The organism is Gemella sp. zg-570 (assembly GCF_018866345.1).
Classification (GTDB): Bacteria; Bacillota; Bacilli; order Staphylococcales; family Gemellaceae; genus Gemelliphila.
In genome coordinates this window covers 401,761-425,137 of record NZ_CP076443.1, presented here as the reverse complement: position 1 = coordinate 425,137, position 23,377 = coordinate 401,761, and the positions used below count along the sequence as shown (strand labels likewise).

At 23.9% G+C, this 23,377-nt stretch carries 25 protein-coding genes; 13 read left to right on the top strand and 12 right to left on the bottom strand.

Annotation, left to right across the window (positions count from 1 at the left end; all coding sequences use genetic code 11):
• Positions 1–234: 234 nt before the first annotated feature.
• The gene (locus KMP11_RS02090) at positions 235–864 is read right to left on the bottom strand and encodes a recombinase family protein (protein ID WP_371741366.1); all 630 of its coding nucleotides are present in this window, start codon (positions 862–864) and stop codon (positions 235–237) included.
• Between the two features lie 325 nt (positions 865–1,189).
• Here KMP11_RS02090 and KMP11_RS02085 point away from each other — a divergent pair, with 325 nt between their 5' ends.
• The 5 genes from KMP11_RS02085 (at position 1,190) to KMP11_RS02060 (ending at position 4,975) form a co-directional block, all read left to right on the top strand.
• Positions 1,190–2,149 carry an IS30 family transposase gene (locus KMP11_RS02085; protein WP_216280002.1) on the top strand — a complete coding sequence of 320 codons (960 nt, stop codon included), beginning with the start codon at positions 1,190–1,192 and terminating at the stop codon, positions 2,147–2,149.
• A 633-nt stretch (positions 2,150–2,782) separates the two neighbouring features.
• Positions 2,783–2,941: a hypothetical protein gene (locus KMP11_RS02080; RefSeq protein ID WP_215757067.1), complete on the top strand. Its 159-nt coding sequence runs from the start codon at positions 2,783–2,785 to the stop codon at positions 2,939–2,941.
• Between the two features lie 156 nt (positions 2,942–3,097).
• Positions 3,098–3,703 carry a DUF2326 domain-containing protein gene (locus KMP11_RS02070; protein ID WP_215756962.1) on the top strand — a complete coding sequence of 202 codons (606 nt, stop codon included), beginning with the start codon at positions 3,098–3,100 and terminating at the stop codon, positions 3,701–3,703.
• A gap of 200 nt (positions 3,704–3,903) precedes the next feature.
• Complete coding sequence (locus KMP11_RS02065; RefSeq protein WP_215756961.1) at positions 3,904–4,398, top strand: Panacea domain-containing protein; 495 nt, start codon at positions 3,904–3,906, stop codon at positions 4,396–4,398.
• Positions 4,367–4,975 (top strand): hypothetical protein, encoded by a 609-nt coding sequence (locus KMP11_RS02060; RefSeq protein ID WP_215756960.1) that lies wholly within the window; start codon positions 4,367–4,369, stop codon positions 4,973–4,975. The genes KMP11_RS02065 and KMP11_RS02060 overlap by 32 nt, the downstream gene beginning before the upstream one ends.
• Positions 4,976–5,183: 208 nt before the next feature.
• Here KMP11_RS02060 and KMP11_RS07905 read toward each other — a convergent pair whose 3' ends face one another.
• The 10 genes from KMP11_RS07905 to KMP11_RS02015 all read right to left on the bottom strand — a co-directional run bounded on the left by KMP11_RS07905 (position 5,184) and on the right by KMP11_RS02015 (position 15,183).
• Complete coding sequence (locus tag KMP11_RS07905) at positions 5,184–5,330, bottom strand: transposase (protein WP_215756959.1); 147 nt, start codon at positions 5,328–5,330, stop codon at positions 5,184–5,186.
• A gap of 246 nt (positions 5,331–5,576) precedes the next feature.
• Positions 5,577–5,771: a transposase gene (locus KMP11_RS07900; protein WP_371741365.1), complete on the bottom strand. Its 195-nt coding sequence runs from the start codon at positions 5,769–5,771 to the stop codon at positions 5,577–5,579.
• 101 nt (positions 5,772–5,872) lie between these two features.
• On the bottom strand, positions 5,873–6,898 hold the full coding sequence (locus KMP11_RS02045) for a hypothetical protein (protein WP_215756958.1): 1,026 nt from the start codon (positions 6,896–6,898) through the stop codon (positions 5,873–5,875).
• On the bottom strand, positions 6,883–8,076 hold the full coding sequence (locus tag KMP11_RS02040) for an MFS transporter (protein WP_215756957.1): 1,194 nt from the start codon (positions 8,074–8,076) through the stop codon (positions 6,883–6,885). The genes KMP11_RS02045 and KMP11_RS02040 overlap by 16 nt, the downstream gene beginning before the upstream one ends.
• Positions 8,077–8,081: 5 nt before the next feature.
• Positions 8,082–8,354: a DUF2087 domain-containing protein gene (locus KMP11_RS02035; protein ID WP_215756956.1), complete on the bottom strand. Its 273-nt coding sequence runs from the start codon at positions 8,352–8,354 to the stop codon at positions 8,082–8,084.
• Entirely contained in the window at positions 8,339–10,756 is a 2,418-nt protein-coding gene (locus tag KMP11_RS02030) for a lantibiotic dehydratase C-terminal domain-containing protein (RefSeq protein ID WP_216280001.1), read from the bottom strand. The genes KMP11_RS02035 and KMP11_RS02030 overlap by 16 nt, the downstream gene beginning before the upstream one ends.
• A gap of 13 nt (positions 10,757–10,769) precedes the next feature.
• Complete coding sequence (locus tag KMP11_RS02025; RefSeq protein WP_216280000.1) at positions 10,770–11,873, bottom strand: arginase family protein; 1,104 nt, start codon at positions 11,871–11,873, stop codon at positions 10,770–10,772.
• Positions 11,874–11,883: 10 nt separating this feature from the next.
• Entirely contained in the window at positions 11,884–13,677 is a 1,794-nt protein-coding gene (locus KMP11_RS02020; RefSeq protein WP_215756953.1) for a YcaO-like family protein, read from the bottom strand.
• 84 nt (positions 13,678–13,761) lie between these two features.
• On the bottom strand, positions 13,762–13,893 hold the full coding sequence (locus KMP11_RS07815) for a hypothetical protein (RefSeq protein WP_256442632.1): 132 nt from the start codon (positions 13,891–13,893) through the stop codon (positions 13,762–13,764).
• Positions 13,894–14,223: 330 nt separating this feature from the next.
• Positions 14,224–15,183 (bottom strand): IS30 family transposase, encoded by a 960-nt coding sequence (locus KMP11_RS02015; protein ID WP_216279571.1) that lies wholly within the window; start codon positions 15,181–15,183, stop codon positions 14,224–14,226.
• A 619-nt stretch (positions 15,184–15,802) separates the two neighbouring features.
• Between KMP11_RS02015 and KMP11_RS02010 the strand changes: the two genes are divergently transcribed.
• The 8 genes from KMP11_RS02010 (at position 15,803) to KMP11_RS01975 (ending at position 21,742) form a co-directional block, all read left to right on the top strand.
• Positions 15,803–16,657, top strand: a complete 855-nt coding sequence (locus tag KMP11_RS02010) for an arginase family protein (protein WP_215756729.1) — start codon at positions 15,803–15,805, stop codon at positions 16,655–16,657.
• 4 nt (positions 16,658–16,661) lie between these two features.
• Positions 16,662–17,912 carry a PLP-dependent transferase gene (locus KMP11_RS02005; RefSeq protein ID WP_216279999.1) on the top strand — a complete coding sequence of 417 codons (1,251 nt, stop codon included), beginning with the start codon at positions 16,662–16,664 and terminating at the stop codon, positions 17,910–17,912.
• A 13-nt stretch (positions 17,913–17,925) separates the two neighbouring features.
• Positions 17,926–18,183 (top strand): hypothetical protein, encoded by a 258-nt coding sequence (locus KMP11_RS02000; RefSeq protein WP_215756731.1) that lies wholly within the window; start codon positions 17,926–17,928, stop codon positions 18,181–18,183.
• 346 nt (positions 18,184–18,529) lie between these two features.
• Positions 18,530–18,997: a type III PLP-dependent enzyme domain-containing protein gene (locus tag KMP11_RS01995; RefSeq protein WP_215756732.1), complete on the top strand. Its 468-nt coding sequence runs from the start codon at positions 18,530–18,532 to the stop codon at positions 18,995–18,997.
• A gap of 8 nt (positions 18,998–19,005) precedes the next feature.
• Positions 19,006–19,962: an ABC transporter ATP-binding protein gene (locus KMP11_RS01990; protein ID WP_215756733.1), complete on the top strand. Its 957-nt coding sequence runs from the start codon at positions 19,006–19,008 to the stop codon at positions 19,960–19,962.
• Positions 19,955–20,743: a hypothetical protein gene (locus tag KMP11_RS01985; RefSeq protein WP_215756734.1), complete on the top strand. Its 789-nt coding sequence runs from the start codon at positions 19,955–19,957 to the stop codon at positions 20,741–20,743. The genes KMP11_RS01990 and KMP11_RS01985 overlap by 8 nt, the downstream gene beginning before the upstream one ends.
• A gap of 1 nt (position 20,744) precedes the next feature.
• The gene (locus tag KMP11_RS01980) at positions 20,745–21,536 is read left to right on the top strand and encodes an ABC transporter permease (protein ID WP_215756735.1); all 792 of its coding nucleotides are present in this window, start codon (positions 20,745–20,747) and stop codon (positions 21,534–21,536) included.
• Positions 21,537–21,568: 32 nt separating this feature from the next.
• Positions 21,569–21,742, top strand: coding sequence for a hypothetical protein (locus tag KMP11_RS01975; RefSeq protein ID WP_215756736.1), 174 nt, complete (start codon positions 21,569–21,571; stop codon positions 21,740–21,742).
• A gap of 927 nt (positions 21,743–22,669) precedes the next feature.
• Here the strand turns inward: KMP11_RS01975 and KMP11_RS01970 are convergent.
• Positions 22,670–23,191, bottom strand: coding sequence for a hypothetical protein (locus tag KMP11_RS01970; RefSeq protein WP_215756737.1), 522 nt, complete (start codon positions 23,189–23,191; stop codon positions 22,670–22,672).
• Positions 23,192–23,377: the final 186 nt, after the last annotated feature.

Below are 23,377 nucleotides of genomic sequence, written 5' to 3'. Positions count from 1 at the left end.
ATTCTACACAACAACAGGATACGCCTTTATCAATTCTCGTTTTACAACGCCAATTTACTGACTTTTTTCCTTTAGAAGACCATTGAATTCTTCTGAATGCACTCTCATATTCTTTACAAATAATCACATTGGATAAGCATACTTACTACTATACGTTGATTTTCTTTTGTTTTTTCCTTGATATTGTTCTGCTCTTTGTCGCAACTCCACTTGAACTTTATGAAATACTTCTTTTTAAATAATGCCTTCATGGCTATTCTCTACATAATACTGTGATACTATACCGCTATTCACCACTCTCTTTTTACTCAATACATCCACTGTATAAGTTTTCTGAAGTAAGGCATCTCCCATATACTTTTCATTAGTCAGTATTTTTCGAATACTCCCTGCACGACATAAACTAAGATTAGCTGCAGTCATTATATTATCCGCCATCAAACTATTCGCAATCTTCTGTAAACTTTTTCCCTCTAAATACTCTTTGAAAATCCGTTTAATGATATGTGATTCGTTTGGATCTACTACCAATTGCCCATTCTTGTCTTTGTTATACCCTAAAAAACGATTGTGATTGACCCCGCACTTCCCCTTTTTGATATCTGTACTGAATACCCATCTTGACGTTTTTACTAATGGATTCTGAATACCCATCTTGACGTTTTTACTAATGGATTCTGATTCTTGCTGTGCAAGAAAGGCCATAATAGTGAGTAGAACTTCTACCTTAGAGCCCATAGTGTTAATATTTTCTTTTTCAAAATAAACTGGAATTTTATACTCTTTTAATTGCCGAGTATAATGCAAGCAATCTAGTGTATTTCTAGCAAAACGGCTAATGGATTTTGTAATAATCAAGTCAATTTTTCCCTCTTCTTTTCACTTTCTGAAATTGATTTTCTTCTCGCACCTACTCTACTTCCGCCACGCATTAAATCCGCCTCCTATAGTTGTAAATGGAATTTTACCATATTTTCATTGATTTAGCAATTTGTTTTTTCTTTTTTTCGTCCGTTTTTGTCCGTTTTTTGTCCGTTTTCGGTATTCATAACATTATGTAAAAAATAAGTCTATAGTTACCACATACCTATATTGTTATAGTAAATTATATAATTAAGTTAGCCAGAGATACAAAAAAAGCATCTCATAGGATATACTTTTAGTAACTACAAAAAAAGGATACCAAGAGATGCAAGAACATTATAACACAAAAGGCAAACACATTACAGAAAAAAAGCGTTATTTAATTGAAAAATGGAAAAAAGAAGGAAAAAGCAACCGAGAAATCGCTAGATTATTAGGCAAAAATCACCAAACTATTAATAACGAAATTAAACGCGGACTGATTGATTTATCTTTTCATGGTGGCACTAAAGAATACTCTGCTCAAAAAGCACAGAATGATTATAATCATTTACGTTTAGCCGTAGGTAGAACGGATACGTGGACTGTAGAAAAAGAAAATGTAATCAGAGAAAAAATTATGCATAAATATTCCCCTGAAATGATTAGTCAATTACTGGATATGCCGTCTTTTACGACAATTTACACATGGATATATAAAGGATGGATAGCAGGTATTTCACGTAAATATCTGATTTACCCTAGAAAAACTAAACCAATAAAATCAAATGAAAAACGACCACCAAGAAAAACGAATGCCCTTTCTATTGAACAGCGTCCACAAGAGATTAACGAACGAAAAGAAATTGGGCATTTTGAAATTGATTTAGTCATTTTAAACAAGAAACGTGGACAACAGTTATTGACATTAACAGACAGAAAAACACGCTATGAAATCATTCGTCTTATTCCTGATAAAACGGCCCAAAGTGTGAATACCGCTTTGACGTCTATTCAACAAGACTATTTAATTCGCTCTTTAACAGCTGATAATGGTTCTGAATTTTTAAGACTAGACGAAGCCATCACTTGTCCTATTTATTACGCACATCCGTTTTCTTCTTATGAACGAGGTAGTAACGAAAATGCAAATCGATTGATTAGACGATGGTTCCCAAAAGGCACAACAACCGTTACTCCTAACGAAGTAACGGCTGTTGAACAATGGATAAATCGTTATCCACGTAAATTATTTAATTATGTATGTCCTTATGACTTGCCTGAGGTGGCTAACTTACTATTGTAATTTGCGATCTGTATTGTTATCAATAAAAATATAACAACTAACCTCGTCATAATATTAAATTGTTATATAATATTTTTTCTTTTCCTATAATTTAACTAATATTTTCAAACATCCCTATCAACTCCACCCCGATTAAACATTACTGTTAACTCGACACCTCCTCCTAAACTTTAAAATTCTCTCAAAACAAAAAATACCCAAGCGTTATTCAATTTCGAATAACACTTGGAAATCCTTATTTTATCAGCATATTTACTGCATCCACCCTATTTTTTCACCAACAGAGTTATACACTATACATGAAACGAGTGGATATGTTCGTTTATAAATTATTTTACATATTAAAGAAAATATTTTATTTTTTTTAATTTTAATCATTAGTTAAGTACCTATTTGTTTCTTTTTTAATTACTGCATTATTTTTTATTATTTGGGATTGGATCTATACTATTAAAGTAGACACAAAAATAAATAATATATTATAATAAAATAGACAAGAAAGGAAGTGGTAAAAATGGCTAAAAATGTCTACACAGAAGATTTTAAAAAATCTATAGTCAGCCTATACCAAAATGGAAAATAACAAACAGAACTTAGCAATAATTATGGAGTTTCTATTAGTACAATAAATAAATGGGTAAAAAATACTCAGAGATTCAAATAGATGACGGTGAAATATTTACTGCTCAACAAATTAAAGAATTACAGAAACGTAATGCTCAATTAGAGGAAGAAATAATAATTCTAAAAAAAGCGATTGCCATATTCACTCCACACTTAAACAAAGATTAGAAGCTATCAATCCCCTTAAAAACCAACACAATATCAAGCTTCTTTGTAAAGTGTTAAATGTAAATAGGAGTACATATTATAAATATATTTCGCCAAAAAGAATTAGAAATACTTATTGAGGAGCAAAATAAAAAAATAGAATACCTAGAAAATGAATTGAACAAAATTCCTATAAAAGCTAATATATCTGAAATATTACTTAATGAATTTGGTAGAATAGAAAGTGAATTAACAACCCTAAATTATCAGCTTAAAATGTATGAGGAATTATACAAACTAAAAATTGATAAAGAAAATGTTGAAAATGAATTAAATTGTATAATAAAATCTATATCTGAAAAAATAGAAAATACTATAAATAATCAAATGAATGAATACAATGATTTTGTATGTGATAATAAAAAAACAGCACCTATACTGAATATAGAAAGTATTAAAAAATATAACTTTTATATTCCAAATGATACAGGGACTGGTTCTCAATTTAGAGCTATTATTGAATATGATTTAAGTTTATTGAATAAAACTCAATTACCATGTATAATACATGATTCGATAATATTAAAACAAACTGAGGATGAAGGTATTTCAAAAATATTAGAATTATATAATTCATTTGACAAACAAATATTTATAGCAATAGATAAACAAAATACTCTTCCTGAGAAAGCAAGAAAAATAATAAAAGATACAACTATTACTAGTTTATCTCCTAACGGAAATGAACTATTTGGACATTCTTGGAATAATAAGAATAACTAATATACATTTGATTGCAATTATAATAAGAGAAATACAAAGTATTTACTTATTTAAAAATATTACAATTTAAATAAATCATTTTACTAATATGTTAAAATACTATATTAATGTCATATATTATATTTATTAAATATACCTTACATATTTTTTATTAATTTGATATAATATTACTTGAAATATAAAAAAAGGAGAATACAATTATGCGTAAATTTTATTTTAATAATATTGATGATTTAATAAACCATTTATTCTACAAATACGGGGAACTTTCTCCATTAAAATTACAAAAGAGTTTATATTTCTTATTTGCTTTTTATTCTGGAAATTATCAAGCAAAAGAAAAAGAAGGAGTCACTGAATCTTCATATTCAGACTCTTATCCAAAATATTTGTTTGATGCAAATTTTGAAGCATGGAATTATGGTCCGGTCATAAAAGAAGTTTATAAAAAAAATAAAGCTAGAGAATATAATGCTAAAGAGTTTAAATTTGATCTAGAGGCCAAAATTAATATAGAAATTAATAAGTTTATTAATGATGTTTCTGAAATGATTATAAACAAATCAGATTTTGCTCTTGTTGATAGAAGCCATGAAGATTATGTATGGAAAAATTCTTTTAAAAATAAAAATTCTAAGATTATGAAAAAAGAAGATATAGAAAATGAATACAGAAAAATTTTCCAAAGCATTTAATATTATGGAAAATAAAAAAAACAACATAAAATCAAATTCATCATTAAAAAGTAGCAATAGTATTAAGTCATCAAAATTTTTACAAGTTACTGAAGAATCAGACTATCAAATTTACGAGGAAAACACCCTTAAATCATTTAATATAAAAAATAGTGAGTTTACTAATTTTTTAAATAGACATCAAATTAGTGATTACAAAGAAAAAGTGTCAAACTTATTTGATAATCTAGTTCAATTAAATAATGAAAATAAAGCTATACTACTTAGTGTTGATTTAAAAGATATAAAACCTGATATTTATAAAAAAACAAAAGAAATTATGCTTAAATTTATTAGCGAAGATGATTTTTTAAAATTTGAGGATATGTTTTTAAAATATAATATTTTAGATAAATTGAAAATGTCAACACCTTATAGAATATTTTTATACAAGGATTTTAACAAAAACAAATATATTATATTTTTAATAGATCCCCATCACCTAGTTATAACTGATAAAAAAACTAGAAAAAATAAAGTATATAAAAATAATATTAATAATGATATTTGCATAAGTAAATTTCAAAAAACTCCATAACTATAAATAAAAACAAAGACCAAGAGAAATTTTGGCTGTATAATAAATACGAGGCATGGAGAATTTTGGCTCTAAGTCAAATCCTGGGGATGGAAATTAATGGTAATCTTATGCAGCAGAATTCTGCTGCATAAGATTATTTTTAATGTCATTTTTCTTATCATAATTCGCCAATAATCTAAATACAATTAAAATTCTTAACCTAAAATTATAAAATGATGTACCCATAAGATACTCTTTTAATAAGTTTTATTTTATTATTAATCCCTTCTAGAACACCATTAGAATAGTTATATCTCAAGCTATTTATCATATAATCTTCATATTTTTTAATAGTTTTAATAGCTTTGATCATACCTTAAGAGTAAGTATCTTCATTATTATTTATAGTTTCTTTAAATAATTCTATATTTCTTGTCTTTAATGCATACCTTATTTCTTGCATTATTTTATAGTTGTTAGCCAATATTTGATCTATTGATAGTATGTAATCTAATACTTCTTTGTTAGATACTGTTCTTCCAAATGTTCTTGAATAGTGAGTTTTCTGATAGTTTATTTCACTATATTCTTTTAATAGTAACCTCCAATATATTTTTAATTATATATATATATGCCTTTCTTTATTTTTGAATTTATTCATTAGTTGTATTCTGTATTTATTGAATTCTCTATTTATATTCTGTACTATATGAAACCTATCTATTATTATTTCTGCTTTAGGAAATATTTCTTTTATTAGTTTCATATAGGGTGGATATATATAAATACATATTGTTTTTACTTTTTTTCTTATGTTTCTTGGTATAGCTATAATGTTATGAATCCCAAAAGTTAGACAAAACTTTAGGAGGTGCAGTTCAATTTTTCATAGAATTGAGAATTAAATAGAACCTTTCAGCTATATATATTTTCTATATATATTAAACACTCTTTTAAAGAATACATGTTCAAATTACTTACTGCTCCTATTTGACCTAAAATATATGCACCGGAATAAAAAGGAATCTCTTCAATAAAAATATCTAAAATATTATAATTTTCTGGTAACCCATATTGTTTTGATAATTTATTTAACAATAATTTTTTACTATTATAATCTTTATAGTTTTCAAAATCTTTATATAATATCCTTTGAAATTCTGTTTTCACGATATTTTCAATCAACAAGTTAGTAATAAATTTTCTATAGTATTTTAAATTTTTTATTAAAATATCATTGCAAATGGAGCTTTCTATTAAATGAGCAAACTTTTCTTCTTCCTCTATTGATAAAATTAAGTTATATCTTATTTTAAAATAATTTAAAATAACATGAGATATTTCATGTAATATATATATATTATTAAAAATATTATTATAATTATTAGGAAAAATTAATATATTTTCTCTGCTCAATGGTAGATACACACATCTATAATAGTTTTCATTTAAATAAATTAAATTCTCACATAATGTTTTACTTACAAAGTTATATAAAGATATATCAAATTTTATTAAATTCAAAATATTAGTTATATTTATCTCATTAAAGACATCGCTATCTTTTATACCAAATACATAATATTGATAATTTTCTTTAAACGTATCTATTAATGGTTTTAATCCATTTTTATCTCTCCATATATAATAATCAAACTTGTATTTTTTTATATTATTATTTATACTTTCATTAATAAAATTCTCACATTTTATATCAATACCTTCTAAACTGAATTCAATATTGGGCAAATTAGGTGGATATTTTCTAAATAATTCCATTATATCTTCCTCACTTGCATCTTTTATCATTATAATATTTTTATCTAGCGCCCTTTCATACTCTAACAAGTTTTCTCTTGGTAAAATACTGGCTAAATACTCAATAGAATCTCTCTGTTCAATAATTGCATACAGCAATTTATCTGTTAATTGTTTTTCCATCGTTTTACACCAAAAATAATCATAAGTATCAGTAAAACAAATACAGCGAATATTAACCAAACAAATGTTACTTCAAAAGTATCAGATAATACTCCATTAAGGAAAACTGCTGCACTCATTATTAAAGATTCTACTGCGTAAAATATAGAAACTAAGGTCGTTCTACTTTTATTATATAATATTATTTCTTCGTGTAGAATCACACTTGATCGTATAGAAAGTACCGTAAAGAAAATAATATAAACTATAAAAATTAAAAATTTTAATATTGGTAAATTAATAAAATAAATGACAATTACTAATATGCTATTCATTATGAGTAAAGTAGTAAACAACAACTTATTACTCTCGACTTTCCCTATTTTTTCTGATAAAAAGCTACCTAACATTCCTGAAATACAAATTATCACCCATATATACCCATTTAAAAAATCTAGGTTAGGTATATAAAAAATAGATTGCCATTGATTTGATGGACCAGCATCTAAAATGGAAGGCATTAATAGCAATAAAATTAGCAAAGTTGAACTTTTCAAAATTGATAATTTTAAAACTGTACTTTTTAAATGCTCTGATGAATTTTTTATAATACTTATTATATCTAATTTTCCTCTATTTAAAAATGTTCTAGGGAATGCACTTAAAACAATTAAAAATACTAAAGAAAAAATAATAATACTAGCTATCAGTGACGCACTTTGATTATGCTTAAACAAAATTTTAGAACTCACAAAACCAACAATCATCGTTAATGACGAAGTTATCATCATACTTCTTGAAAAAATTTTTGAAATTTCTTCCTTTTTTCCTATTTCATCCAAACTATTTACAATCCAACTTTGTAAAGTTCCAGATTGAAAAGATTCTGCAATTGCTGAAAATAATGCTGAAATTAACAGTAAGTAAAAATTTTGGGTTAATAAAAAAATTAATCCGATCACTCTAAAAATACAACTTAATAGTAATGTCTTTTTTACTCCTATTACATCCGTTATTACTCCACAAGGTACCTCTGTTAAAAATGAAAATAAGAAAAATAATGCTAAATATATCCCTAATTGTGAGTAGGTAAAACCTTGATTTAATAAAAAAATATATAATATTGGGTTAAACATAGCTATTCCCATAGCAAGACCACTAGTTAAGATAAAATATTTATTAGTAATATTTTTAATCATCAATACTATTCTCCTTTAACTTTTTTATTTATTGTATACTTTTCTCCATAATTATCTCTCTTTAAAAAACCATAGTCAATCATATATCTTCTCAAAATAGCATAGTCATCATAATATTTTTTCAAAAATTTATTGAGCTCCTTTTCAGAAAACATTTCATTTTCTTTTTGTAATTCACCCAATAAATATGAAAATATAATTATTTTTACATTCTCTTTTTTGGGGATAACAGTTAATCGTCCATTTCTCAAATATCTATTTATTATTTCGTTCTCCATTTTTCCTCCTTATAAAAAATTGCTAAATATTTGTACACTTCTCTTTCAATATCCAACTCATTCCCCACTAATCTTACATTACTTAAATGTATCAGGGAAAGATGTTCAGCTCTGATATAATTTTTATTAGTAAAATATTTTATTTTTCTTTTATTTAAATTTATATTTATTTTCACTAATTTTTTTTTATCTCTATCTTCCTTTCCTTTTATATATTTTTTTAGCATTGTATATCTAGACTCATAAGCAATTGAAAAATAATCAAAAAGATATACTGTATTCTCTAACATCAACATAAATTTTTCTAATTCGGTCATATTATCAAAATCTACACAATCTTTTAGAGTATTCAAAATTCTTTTTGAATCTTCACAGGAAAATTTTTCAAAATTATCAATTCCTAAATTATAGTATCTGCAAATTTCTTTTTCATAAGGTAATATCTTGAAATTATTTAATTTAAAGCTACTCAATATAAAAGTAATTTTATGAAAATTATTTATTCCTTTACACCTTAATCTCAATACTCTTTCATTATTACCATTAATATAGAATAGATAAAAAAATTTTATGTCATTTTCTAAAATACTATTTAATGCTAGAAAGACATCACTTATAAAAGAATCTAAAACCAACTCTAAATATATCCAATCTTTCAACATATCCCTTTTATATGGATTTTCTACTATTGGGTACAACTTAGTACAATTATCTTTACTATTATGACTACCTACATCATATGAAATAATCACTTCATTAGCATAATGTTCATTTTTTTCATATATTATACTGTCTTTCTGTATAAATTCTTTAAAATGCAGGATTGAATATTTTTTTAATTCTTTAAATAAGAAAAAAATTACATTGCTATCATTAAAATCTACAAATATTTCCACATCACTTATTACATAAGAAAAATCTTGAGATTCACACATTTCGTATATTTTCAATAGTACGTCTCTAAATTTAGATATATCAGAAAATAATAACTTATTATACTTAATAACAAACTGTTCCCTATAAATAATAAATTTTCTATTAATCATTAATCTTGGTATATAGTTATAATCTTTTATTAAAGTTGGTATATAATTATAAGCTATATTATCTATATTAGAAACTAGTAATAGAAGTCTACATACATCATCTAGTAATTTTAGATTAATTGGTGAATTTATACTTATATCTACCTGCTTACCGTCTTTATCAGTTAATATAAATTCTCTATTTTTTTCATTCACAGTTAAAAATAAATCATTTAAATTTAAATCGCTAGATATATTTCTTGAATAATTAATATTTATTCCTTTTTTTTGTTTATTTTTTAAAAAATAATTAGTAATATTATTCTCTGATTTATAATTTAACGAATACTTATTTTCTTGTATCTCTTCATTTATAGAAAAACTTCTATATAAAGGTTTAGATGTATCCAAGTTATATAATAATTTTCCTTTAACTTCTATTATATTAACAGTAACATCGAAATTATATTCATAGTTCTTCTCAAAATTAAGTTTTTTTACTCTAATATCCAAAAAATTTTTATCATTAGTCATAAAATAAGCATCTAGGTGTTCACATATAAATTTAGTCCATTCTTCACTTCCATCATACTCATTAATAGATATAAATTCATTTACTTTATTCAAAAAATTGTAGTTTTTCAAAATATCTAGTATACTTATTTTTATAAAAGAATACGCATCTGTAAATTCTTCTACTAATTCATAATAACCTTTTAGATTTCTCTTTTTACGCAATCTACCTAAAAAATTACCCAATTCTACTATATCATTACTTGGAAGATCTAAATAATACATCTCATTACTTAATCTTGGACGTACAAGTATCCCATCTTCAGATATATCAGATAATACTATTTTTTCTTCTGATTCAGGAAGTAAAAACTTATTTTCCAATAAATTTTCGACTAATAACCTAATGTCACTATCAGAATAGCCAAGTAATCTAAAGTTTAATAATTTATATAATAACTCATTATTTATAAATCTATTTTTTGTACAAAATTCTACTATATCTTTAAGATAAATTTTTTCTATCCTTATTAATTCACCATTTTTTTTTAATTCATAGTAATCACCATAGTCCATAAATTCCCTATTAAAGAAATATTTTCCAGTAGGAACATAGAAAATATTGGCTTTTTTCAATTCAGGATAACTATACTCAACTTTCTTTTCACTTATAGTCACATTATGTTCTAGTACCATACCAAATAGAGGATTTGTTCTATACCTCATTCTATTTACGTATTTAGTCTTACCTTCAGGAGTATATATATTCATGAATTTTAGTATAATATCAATATCTGAGAAAGAATTATCAAATTTCCCCATTGATAATACTGGTTTTCTTAATGTTATTTTTTTGAAATTCATATATTCTCCTTACTTATTTATAAAATTTTGCCATATCTTTTAATAAATTGTAGATTAAATATGCAGATGTGTTGGCCCCTACAAGAGACAAATCATTGCTGGAATTATATTCTACAATATCAATTCCTAAAACTTTCACATCTAAATCAAATATTTTCCTAATAATTTCCAATAAGTTATTTACAGTTGAACCATTTGGTACAGGATAAGTAACCCCCGGATTATAAACAGGATCTAAATAATCCAAATCAATCGAAATATATAATGGTATATTCTTATTCTTTTTTAAGTAAGTTATTAAGTTTTCTATATCAGTAAATTTTGTCAAGTCTCTTGAAGTGTTATATTCTTCTATAAATAATGGACTCCTCGCACCAAAATTTATCAACTCTATATCTCCACTAAAGCTTTCTTTTAATTTTTTCATTACATTTCCATTGTGTAATTCTTCTAGTTCTGATATATCTAAATGTGCATCAAAATACAATAACCTTAATGACTTATAACCACTATTATTTATTCCTTTGACAATCGGGTATGTTATAGTATGATCCCCTCCCAAAAACAAAGGGAATATATTATTATTTGAAGAGTATATTTTATAAGATATAGATTCAATTTCATTTATCATTTTACTATTAAAATTTATATTAAGGAACCCGTAATCATAGATATATGAACATTCGACATCTAAATCTTTATTTTCTCTTATACTTATATTTGGATTTGGAAATTTATTTGACATATCCTTTAGTATAGAAATAGAATCTCTATTGTAATTATGCTTTATTGTCCCTTGAAAATAAGGAAATTCAAAAACTCCAACCTTCTTCTCTCTACTCTCTACATCATTCAAATCTTCTAGTAAACATCTACTATCAATCCCAAATAAAGAATAACTTGTATTAGGAATCAAATTATAATAATTTGGAAATAAGCTTATAAAACTATAATTAATTAATATCTCTATATCATCATTGCCAAATAAAATATCAATATATTTACCTCTATTCTTATATAAAAAATCTGCGCTTTCTTTATTCATTTCTAAATAAATTTCTGAAATTCTTATTCCATTCTCTTCTCTTTTAATGTAATTATTAATAAAATATTTCATAATTAAATCCTTAACTAAACATTCTTAATGTATTAATTAACTTTCCTTTTTCTCTCAGTATATTTTTTAATCTTTTTGTTACTTTAGTATTATAATTATCTATATCTTGTAATCCCGGGACTATTACTCTTGCTGTATATAAAAGGACATCATCTCGGGTTAAATTCGCACAATAAACATTGTAGCTTTCTCTTTTTAAATTATCTACTAAAAATTGTAAATCTAATATTATATTCCCAGTAGATAAATCATTTATACTAGTAAATTTTATTTTTTCACTATCTATATTAATTAAAAAGGGTGAAACATATTCTTTAATTCCCATTCCCCATAAAACTGAAGGTATTTCTTCATGCTCTATGTTATCTTTAATTAAATACTCTAATTCTTTTTGTGAAACTCGTAACTGTATTGCTTCAAAAATACTTCTTTTTATTGCTACAAGAATACTCAAATTAGCCCCTGAACCATGTGTATATATAGGATATTTTTTAGATTCCAATGTACAGTGCACAACATGAACAAAAGAAAATTGGCTAATTAACGTTAGATGAATGTTTATATCTTTTTCATTCAAAAATTTTAATATTCTTTTTATAGATTTATCATCACATTCATTAATTTCAATTACCTTAACTTTCATCCTTGCTTTATGTACTATCGAATAGGAATCTCTTTCTAAGACTTCCAATAAACCTTGCAAAATAGCTCTAGAAAATGTTACTTCTGAAGAAATTCCAGTGGTTGATTGTGAATGTAACATAAGTTCTTTAGGGCGATCATATGGAAAGAATACACTATTTGCTGGTAAAAAAATTTTTTCCTTATTCGTTAAACAGTATCCTTCAATCCACTCAAAATTTTTACATTGAGAATATTCATTTATAAAATTTTCATCTAATTTTAATTCTATAGGATTAAGAATTCTTCTCCCAAGTCTCTTTAAATTTTTATAACTATCTGTTATTATATATTTATTATCGTACAAAAATAATCTGGCAGAATATCTCTCTATTCCTTCTCCTACCGCACTAAAAAATGATTGTACATCTGTACTCCCCTTTCCACCATGAACAGAAAATTTATTTTCAATATCCTTTCTTGACGAATAAGATTTATATATTTTAAAATTTAAATCACTATATTCGTCTAAACTTTCCACCTTATAAACAGGAGATAATTCACTTATGGAACTAATTAAATTATTTGAATCATGGACACTTAAATATCGTGTATCTCCTAATTCATAATTTTCTGAAATTAGATCTGCATCCGAAAATGCTACAGTTTTCTTATTAGGGTATTTTACTACATCTACATACTCTATATTCCCTGTATGTTTTCTGTATACAACAGACTTATTATTTAACAATTTATAATTTGTAAATTTAATTATTTCTTGATTATTTTCTTCAAGTTTATTAAAAAAAGAATGATATGCTATTATTCCATAATTATTTGAAAATAATTCCAAAATAGAATAGTCAATATTTTCCACTATCCTAATTACTACGGATTCTAAATCCTCAAGTTTTATCATATATAATATATTGTATGTTTCTAAAATACAAATAGAATAATTATCAAAATTATTAGACTGTGATACAAATTCAACAGCTGTGCTATAATCTCTAATAGATATAACTGGTATTCTAATATTATTTATTGTAAGAAAATTAATTTCATTAATTTTAGGAAATTCATATTCAAAAATTGAATCATCTAGTATTTCATAATAATCTTGAAATAATTTGCAAAACATTTTTCCTTTATTATTTAAATACACTTCTTCTATTTCCTGCATAAATACTTCCTACCTCCATTTTATATTTTAAAATAAGAGTGCAAAGATAATTCTTCACACTCTTTCTAATAACCCTACACTATTTTAATACGCACTAGAATATCTGCATTTTGATTGTGCAACTACAGGTTTTGAAACGCTAACCTTTTTTATAATAAGATTTTCTTTTTTATCTTTAGTAGAGTTTATAACATTATTTTTATTAACTTTTTTCATGGTATTTCCCCCTTTCTTTAATTATTATGATTAAAGAATATCAAAAAAATAAATTTTCGTCAACTTATTTTCTGTTTTTTATATTTTTTTTTGAAATTATATAAGATATTAGGGAATTTTTACTATATTTTTCTGAAAATTATATCTTTAATTTATTAAAAAATTTATTCTTAATTTTTTCCAACCATGGCTCTTATTTTTTATAAGAACTGATAATAGAATTTCTTTTTCTCCCTTTCTATAATCTATAAAACTAATATAACATACTAATAAATTACTACTTTTGAATTATTTAAAATTTGAATTCTTCACTTTTTTACAGATCGCAAATTACAATAGTAAGTTAGCCACCTCAGGCAAGTCATAAGGACATACATAATTAAATAATTTACGTGGATAACGATTTATCCATTGTTCAACAGCCGTTACTTCGTTAGGAGTAACGGTTGTTGTGCCTTTTGGGAACCATCGTCTAATCAATCGATTTGCATTTTCGTTACTACCTCGTTCATAAGAAGAAAACGGATGTGCGTAATAAATAGGACAAGTGATGGCTTCGTCTAGTCTTAAAAATTCAGAACCATTATCAGCTGTTAAAGAGCGAATTAAATAGTCTTGTTGAATAGACGTCAAAGCGGTATTCACACTTTGGGCCGTTTTATCAGGAATAAGACGAATGATTTCATAGCGTGTTTTTCTGTCTGTTAATGTCAATAACTGTTGTCCACGTTTCTTGTTTAAAATGACTAAATCAATTTCAAAATGCCCAATTTCTTTTCGTTCGTTAATCTCTTGTGGTCGCTGTTCAATAGAGAGGGCATTCGTTTTTCTTGGTGGTCGTTTTTCATTTGATTTTATTGGTTTAGTTTTTCTAGGGTAAATCAGATGTTTACGTGAAATACCTGCTATCCATCCTTTATATATCCATGTGTAAATTGTCGTAAAAGACGGCATATCTGGTAATTGACTAATCATTTCAGGGGAATATTTATCCATAATTTTTTCTCTGATTACATTTTCTTTTTCTACAGTCCACGTATCCGTTCTACCTACGGCTAAACGTAAATGATTATAATCATTCTGTGCTTTTTGAGCAGAGTATTCTTTAGTGCCACCATGAAAAGATAAATCAATCAGTCCGCGTTTAATTTCGTTATTAATAGTTTGGTGATTTTTGCCTAATAATCTAGCGATTTCTCGGTTACTTTTTCCTTCTTTTTTCCATTTTTCAATTAAATAACGCTCTTTTTCTGTAATGTGTTTGCCTTTTGTGTTATAATGTTCTTGCATCTCTTGGTATCCTTTTTTTGTAGTTACTAAAAGTATATCCTATGAGATGCTTTTTTTTGTATCACTGGCTAACTTAATTATATAATTTACTTTATAAAATAAATTAGATACAGTATAAATAATAAATATTTTTGTATTTTAATAATATTAAAATTATATGTAAATAATTAAATTATTTCATCTAATATAAATAGGCTTTGACTATACTTATTTTTTCCGATATAATATATTATAATTAAGTAGGATTTATTGTTTAAAAATACTAATAAATAATAATGTATATATAATTAAACTAAATTAGAATAGCTATTTTGTCTAAATCTTAATTTTTAAAGAATAATAATTTAATACATATACTCATTAATACCATATTAATTATAAAAAAGAGGTGATTATACGAACAATAATTTTGTTATATTTAAAAATAAAAAATCTGATTTATATTACATTTTCTTCATTAATTCTAATATGAAAATAGAAATAAGTTATAAATTATACAAAGTGATGTTACATTACTCTAAAAACAATATGTTAATACAAGACAAAATAAATAATATTTTATCAATTAGAAAAAAATATTAATTTTAAGCAAGAAACTGTTATTAATACTAATATAAGTATGTTTAATAGCAGAAAGATAAATATACAAGATATTAATATAAACAATAAGGCGATAGTATTTTTTGGATTTCCTTATGATTTAGGTTCTTCAAATTATGCTGGTTCAAGAAATGCCCCAGTATTATTAAGAGAATATAGTAGTTCTTTGTATGATTATTTTAATAATAATTTTGTATCATTACCATTAGAAGCTTATGATATTGGGGATATAAATAGAAGAATTTATAAGAGTAATGGTAAAGAGTTTGATTTTGCATCTAATATTGTTGAGTATTTAATTTCATCTAATAAAATACCCATAATTTTAGGAGGAGATCATTCTATTTCGTATTCTACAATTAAAGGTGTTATAAATTCTAAAAAAGAATTTGGAATTATTCATTTTGATGCTCATCAAGATTTTCAAACAGAATTAAATTCAAATCAAAATTGGAGAGAATATCTACACCACGGTAATTTTTTAAATTGGATTATAGGAAATAAAGAAATTAAATTTTTATATCAATTTGGAATAGATGAGTACTCTAAAATATATAAGCATAATAAGATTCGTAGTTTTAATACAAAAGATGTTTTATTAAATATAGATAAAATTTTAAAATCTATGGATAAGAACATAGGATACTATTTAACCTTTGATGTAGATTGCCTATCTACAGAATTTATAACATCAACTGGAACGCCAATCCCAGGAGGGTTCACATATAGAGAAATTAATTATATTATTGATAAATTTATGGAATATAATATAAAAATTATTGCTTTAGATATTGTAGAATTAAATGATAAAAATAGAATGGATAGTTTAAATATATGCAAAATAATATTGGATTTAATTAAAGTATTGAGGTGATATATTGGAACTAAAGAATTTAGTACATAACTCGAATGTAAGAAAAAATAAAATTAATTCTTTTTTAGATTTTAAAGAAGAATTGATTAAAGATAGCCTATTTTTAGATTTGTATTTCAAATATAAATCTCCAAAATACACCTCACAAAGCACTTATTATCAAAATAAAATTTTAGGAGATTCTTTTGTATACGAAAGAAATATTAAATATAATAATATTGAGGAAAAATATAATTCATTAATTGATAATAAAGATAAAATACTTTTATTTAATTCAGGTATGTCTGCAATAACAACTTTAATAACAACATACATAGAGGGATATAATAAAACTAAAATAACTATATTAAGTACTATAGGATATTTTGAAACAGATAAATTTTTAAAAAAATTAACCTTTCCTGTAATATATAAGTCTGCGAACAATGAATTAGACTTAGTAAATGAAATAATTTCTAATGATATAGATATTTTATTTATTGAACCAGTTACTTATTCTTTAAACATGAATATTTTTGATATTTATCATATTATAAAATTATTTAATGACTATTCTAATAATAAAAAAATAAAAATTATTATTATTGATATAACATTAATTAGCCATTTCAATATAGATATTGATAAAATAAAAAAGATATTGAATAAAGAAAATATCTTTTGTATCATTGTTCAATCTCTACTTAAGTTATATCAATTTGGGTTAGAATTAACAAGTTCTGGAATGGCTATTTTAATCAGTAATTTCCGAGATGAAAAAATTAAAAATGAATTTGAAAAATATACCAATACAGTTGTTGAAAATAGAATGCTATATGGTACAAATTTAAATTTATCATCATTAAGAATATTTACTAACAACTTTTTATTCCATAGTATTTATTTGGAAAAATATATAAAAAAAATTCACGAAAACAATAGTTATGTCGCGAAACGTATTAATAACATAAAATTCAAAAAAATAGTCCACCCTGTCTTAAAAAACACTATTTTTAAACATTCAAAATCACCTTTTATTTTAATTCAATTAAATATAGATATTGAGAGTGAATATGATAAATTAATAAAAATAATTATTGATAACCCAGCACAAGAAGATTACTTAATTGATTATGGTTCTAGTTTTGGATTTCACAAAACTAGGATTGAAAAAATTATATATGACATTAACAACAGGAAATGCTTTTTAAAAATAGCTGTAGGCTACTGTAATAAAAATTTAGAAAAAATTATAGAATTAATAAATAATATGTAGTAAGAAGAAATTTATGCAACTTAGTAAATTTATTTTGCCAACTTTTGATCGTAATTTCTTTGATATAATTAAAGATTTAAAAACTCCTTGTGTTTGTTATGATTACAATTTTTTAATTAAAACTATAGAAAATTTTAAAAAAGATTTATCTTTATTCTATAGATCAGATTTATATTTCGCTGTAAAAGCTAATAATAACATAGAAATATTAAAAATTTTAAAAAAACTTGATTTAGGGGTGATGTTGCAAGTTATGAAGAATATAGTTTAGTAAGAAAATTAAATTTTGATAAAATATCAATAACGTCTCCTTGTTTAAGTATAAATGATATTAGAGAAATTTCAAAAAACAATATAATTGATATAGATAACATAGAACAAATAAACTACATTAATAATGAAAATATTGGAATTAGAATAAGTTTAGATAACTCTAAGTATGAAAATTATGGCATACCTATAAGCAATAAACATGATTTTGAATATATTAAGAAAAAAATAAAAAAATCATACGAATACATTATCACTCTAATAATTTTAATGTAGAAGAATTTCTAAATAGAATTAAAATATCTAAAAATTTAATAGAAAAGTATCCTACAATAAAAGAAATAAATATGGGTGGAGATTTATTAACATTATATAAAAATAGGAGTAAGTTTTTAAAAATTTTAATTAATTTGAATAGTGATCCGGTATTTAAAAAAATTAAATTAATTTTTGAACCTGGAGATGCTCTATTGAAATACTGTGGATTTTTACTCACGTCTGTAGTTAATAAAAAAATTGTTAATAATAAAAATATACTTTTTGTTGATTCATCTATATGGGTTTCATCACCTTGGGGAATAGAAAAACCTATAATATTGAATCCTAAAATAAAGAAAGAAAAATATGAAGTTATGGGTAATACTATGTATTATGGGGATTGTTTTGGAAATTTTTCACTTGAAACAAAAAATAAAGGAGATATAATTATTTTTCCTGGATTTGGTAGTTATACTATTTCAAATTTTAGAAATTTTCATCTTTATAAAAAATATAAAGAATACTTAATTATCGACAAAAAAATATTACAAATATGAGGCAAATTATGAAGGAAATAGTAAGTGTTGATAGTCTTAGTAAAGACTATATAATTAAAAACAGAGTTAGTTTTTTAAAAACTGAAAAGAAAATTAAAAATGCTTTAAAAAATATAACTTTCAAAATATCGGAAGGAGAAATTGTAGGATATATAGGAAACAATGGTGCAGGTAAATCTACAACTATAAAATTATTATTAGGTATACTCACTGCTACAAAAGGAAGTATAAAAGTTTTAGGTAAAGACCCTTTTGTCAATAGACAAAGTAATGCTAAAAATATTGGGGTACTCTTTGGGCAAAAATCTCATTTATGGTGGGATTTACCCCTGATAGATTCCTTTAAATACCTATCAAAAATTTATGATTTAGAAGATGAAGAATGGCTAAATTATTTGATAAAAGAATTAAATGTAACCGAATACTTATATCAGCCAGTTAGACAACTTTCCTTAGGGCAAAGAATGCGTGGAGAATTTATAGCCAGCATAATACACAAACCAAAATTAGTTTTTTTAGATGAACCTACCATAGGTTTAGATATAGAAACAAAGAGAATAATTATTGAACTCATTTTAAAAATAAATAAACAATACAATACTACTATAATATTAACAACTCACGAAATTTCAGATATAGAAAAAACTTGTAAAAGAATGATTTTAATAAGTGATGGGCAAATAACTTATGATGGAGCAGTTAAAAGCTTCAAAGATATTTTTAATAAATATAAAAAAATAAAAATGTACGGAGAAAATCTATATGATTTAAAAAAAGAAGGTATATTTTTACTGCGTACAAATATTGATTCAAAAGAATTTGTTTTTGATGAAAGCAAATTTAATGTAATAGATTTATTAAAACTAATACCAAATGAAAGTATAGTTACACAAACAGAGGTATTAAAGTTAAATCTTCAAGAGGTATTACTTGTCAAAGACAAGCTAGGTGAGAGCTATGAATAGATTTTTTGGATATTCTTTATATCAATATAAAACTTTACGTCAATATAAGTTTAATACAATAATGCAAATAATAGCGTCTTTAACTATGATATTAATACAATATAGTGTATGGACTTATGTAAAAAAATATAATTCTATAGATGTTGATGAAATAATAACTTATGTTTTGCTAGCTATTATTTTACAAATATTATTACCTATAAAATCAGCTACAAATTTTGTATCTGAAAAAATTTTAAAAGGTAATATTATTAATTATTTAAACAGACCTGATGGATTGATAATCATAATATTTTTTATTGTTTTTGGTAACTTTTTTTATAAATTAAAATTTCAAGTATTACCTATTTTAGTTATCTATGTGGTGTTTTTTTACAATATAATTTTTAAAATTTTTTCTTTTGAAAGATTGATACTTTTTCTTTTAATGTATTTACTAAGTTATCTTATTGCATTTTTATTAGGCTATATTATTGCCCTTTTATCAACAGTATTTATAAAAATAAATGGTATTTCTGAGTTAGTAAATGCCCTACTTATTGTTTTTGGTGGAGGACTATTACCTATAGACTTATATCCAAAATTGTTATTAAAAATATCAGAATTTACACCATTTTATTCCATAATGTATACTCCTGTTTCTATGATTGTATATGATAATAATTATAGCAAAATATTATTTATGTTTATTATGCAAATTTTTTGGATTATTATATTATGGATAATTTATAAAAAATTATCATATTATGTGTTTAAAAAATTAGATATAATGGGAGGTTAAAATGAAGAAGCACTTATATTTATATTTAGAATTTCTAAAAATGGATACAAAAAGAATACTAAGTTATAAGCTAGATTTTTTAGTAGGGAATTTAGGATACTTACTTGATAGTTTTACTACCTTATTTATATTACTTATTACTCTAAATTATACAGATATAATTGGTGGATTTTCTTTATATCAAATATTATTTATGTATGGTTTTTTAACTTTGACAGCAGCCTTATGGGAATTTTTCTTTGTTACAACATTAGAAGTTCCTTATTTGATACAAACAGGAGAGTTAGATTTGTTTTTATTACGACCTCTTAATATCCTTTACCAATTTATTATTTTTCAATTAGATGAAGAAGCTTTATTTGAGTTAATAACAGGGATAATTATTATTGTTTTTGCATTATACAATTTAGATATTAATATAACTTTCATATTTTTAATAAAGTTTATTTTATTTACAATATCTGCAGTCTTAGTAAGAGAAGCAATATATCTCGCCTTAGTATCATTTAGTTTCTTTTCAATAACAAATGATGGGATAAAATCAATTTTATGGCAGTTATATGAGTTGTCAAATTACCCTATTAATATCTATCCATTTTTTATAAAAGTAGTATTAGTGATTATTCCTTTCTCATTTGTAGGATATTTTCCAGTGATAAATTTAATAAATTATACAAATATTTTTGATTTAGAAAGCTTACTATTAATGTTTATTGGTCTTCTGCTAGTCCTACTAGTATACAAAACAATATGGAATTTTGGATTAAAAAGATATCAAAGTACAGGCTCATAGTAAAACAGGGTTCTAAAAGGAGGTGATATTTAATGAATGAGAATACTTTTAATTTAGATATTGACAATATAGAAATTCAAGAAATCCTAGAAGAATTAGATGAATTGGAACTACAATTAATAAATTCAGAAAACTTAGAAAAAGATTACGGATTTGTTTTTGCTAAAGGTGGAGGAAGTAGACCTAGAGTTTCAATGGATTATTAAATTATAATTATTATAGTATCTATTGTATTGTTATTAAAATAATAGAACCCTAATAAAAATCAAAGTAACATTACAATTATATAAAAATTTCGAGCAATAGATTAAATACCGCTCGAAATTTTTATATAATAATATACTTTAACCGATTTTAATTCTCATAATTTTTAATATTGATTTTAGTTTCAATAAAAGAAATATAATATTTTAATTTGCTAAATTTTTAAAAAACGAACAATATCCATACAATAATAAATAGACTAAAAAGTGTAATGCATTAAAATATTTTCTATGTTTATTCCCGTAAGCTTCAAATTCATTTTTGCAGTTTATACATTTAAATTGATAATATGCTTTTTTTCTACTATATTCAGATTTTTATTACCATTTATTTCTACATTTGTCTAAACAGAATCTTCTTATCCTCCCTTTTCCTTGTTCTACACTCTAAATATTCATTTTTTTATTTTTCTATATTTTCTTTATTTCTTCTACAATATGATTTTACTGTGTTTATTTATAGATCTAGTTTTTCTGATATTTTTTGTAAATTAAACCTTTTTCTCTTAATCTTATTATTATTCTTTTATCTATTCTCCTAATAGATAAAGGACAAAGTCTTATGGCTTAAGTAGTATTTTTAGAAATTTTTTATAAAAAATATAATAATATAATTTTATTTTAAGATAGAATTTCCCTTTTACTCCTTTAACCTTAAAAGTTATTATCGCTATCTGTGATTAATATTATACATGAAAATAGTATAACTATTGTAGAAATTACTGCATAATTCACAATATATCCTCTTAATACTGCTACTATAGGATTAACTAAAAAATATACTTAAGATTACACAAATAACAATAGCCATAATTTTTTCAGGAATATTCTTTTGAACAGTACTAAAATATGAGATAGACACCAGTCTATTTATCTAACATATACTGTCCATAATACTACTATTATTAGATAAGATAAATATACATTTTCTAGTAATAACATTAAACCTATGATAAATAAAGCTGAACTTTGTAAAATTAAGGTAATATTAAAAATTTTAAACTTATTAGTTACAACAACTAAATATTTATAAAATATACTACAGTATATTATTTCAAATACAGAAAATGCTAATTCTAAGAAACTGTGACTCCCTTTAAAAAATGAAAATGAATCTACTGAAATTTTAGGTAATAATAAAAATATACTCCAAAAACAGAAGTTTGTTAATAGACCAATGGTAACTATACTTCTTACTATAATTTTTTTAAAAATATATGAAATTCCTTCTTTAATATTTTGTATAGAAGAATTAGAACTTGTATAAGTAACTACATTCATTTTTAAATTCACAATAGATGTCAAAAATAATATACTTATAAATAGTAAGGCAAGCAGGGTTTGTTTAAAATCTAAAAATGTAATATATATTACATATATAAAAATTACCACTATACTTTATATTTGACTAAACGTTATTGCTAGAGAATTATTTTTATATAATTTTTCATTTTTTTATATAAAATAGAAATTATAGATTCCTAAGGTTGGTACATGTAAGTTCCCTATAATAGCAGATAAAAACATAACTATACTTATCATTACTGTAAATTCAAATTTACCTTATAATAAAATTAT

Coding starts and splice junctions, on each gene's coding strand:
- KMP11_RS02045 (WP_215756958.1), bottom strand. CDS start 6,898: ATGGAAAAACAATTAACAGATAAATTGCTGTATGCAATTATTGAACAG.
- KMP11_RS07905 (WP_215756959.1), bottom strand. CDS start 5,330: ATGATCAAAGCTATTAAAACTATTAAAAAATATGAAGATTATATGATA.
- KMP11_RS02040 (WP_215756957.1), bottom strand. CDS start 8,076: ATGATTAAAAATATTACTAATAAATATTTTATCTTAACTAGTGGTCTT.
- KMP11_RS02065 (WP_215756961.1), top strand. CDS start 3,904: ATGCGTAAATTTTATTTTAATAATATTGATGATTTAATAAACCATTTA.
- KMP11_RS02015 (WP_216279571.1), bottom strand. CDS start 15,183: ATGCAAGAACATTATAACACAAAAGGCAAACACATTACAGAAAAAGAG.
- KMP11_RS01995 (WP_215756732.1), top strand. CDS start 18,530: ATGGGTGGAGATTTATTAACATTATATAAAAATAGGAGTAAGTTTTTA.
- KMP11_RS02010 (WP_215756729.1), top strand. CDS start 15,803: ATGTTTAATAGCAGAAAGATAAATATACAAGATATTAATATAAACAAT.
- KMP11_RS02035 (WP_215756956.1), bottom strand. CDS start 8,354: ATGGAGAACGAAATAATAAATAGATATTTGAGAAATGGACGATTAACT.
- KMP11_RS02085 (WP_216280002.1), top strand. CDS start 1,190: ATGCAAGAACATTATAACACAAAAGGCAAACACATTACAGAAAAAAAG.
- KMP11_RS02025 (WP_216280000.1), bottom strand. CDS start 11,873: ATGAAATATTTTATTAATAATTACATTAAAAGAGAAGAGAATGGAATA.
- KMP11_RS02080 (WP_215757067.1), top strand. CDS start 2,783: ATGGGTAAAAAATACTCAGAGATTCAAATAGATGACGGTGAAATATTT.
- KMP11_RS01990 (WP_215756733.1), top strand. CDS start 19,006: ATGAAGGAAATAGTAAGTGTTGATAGTCTTAGTAAAGACTATATAATT.
- KMP11_RS01985 (WP_215756734.1), top strand. CDS start 19,955: ATGAATAGATTTTTTGGATATTCTTTATATCAATATAAAACTTTACGT.
- KMP11_RS02030 (WP_216280001.1), bottom strand. CDS start 10,756: ATGAATTTCAAAAAAATAACATTAAGAAAACCAGTATTATCAATGGGG.
- KMP11_RS01975 (WP_215756736.1), top strand. CDS start 21,569: ATGAATGAGAATACTTTTAATTTAGATATTGACAATATAGAAATTCAA.
- KMP11_RS02060 (WP_215756960.1), top strand. CDS start 4,367: ATGAATACAGAAAAATTTTCCAAAGCATTTAATATTATGGAAAATAAA.
- KMP11_RS02000 (WP_215756731.1), top strand. CDS start 17,926: ATGCAACTTAGTAAATTTATTTTGCCAACTTTTGATCGTAATTTCTTT.
- KMP11_RS02020 (WP_215756953.1), bottom strand. CDS start 13,677: ATGCAGGAAATAGAAGAAGTGTATTTAAATAATAAAGGAAAAATGTTT.
- KMP11_RS01980 (WP_215756735.1), top strand. CDS start 20,745: ATGAAGAAGCACTTATATTTATATTTAGAATTTCTAAAAATGGATACA.
- KMP11_RS07815 (WP_256442632.1), bottom strand. CDS start 13,893: ATGAAAAAAGTTAATAAAAATAATGTTATAAACTCTACTAAAGATAAA.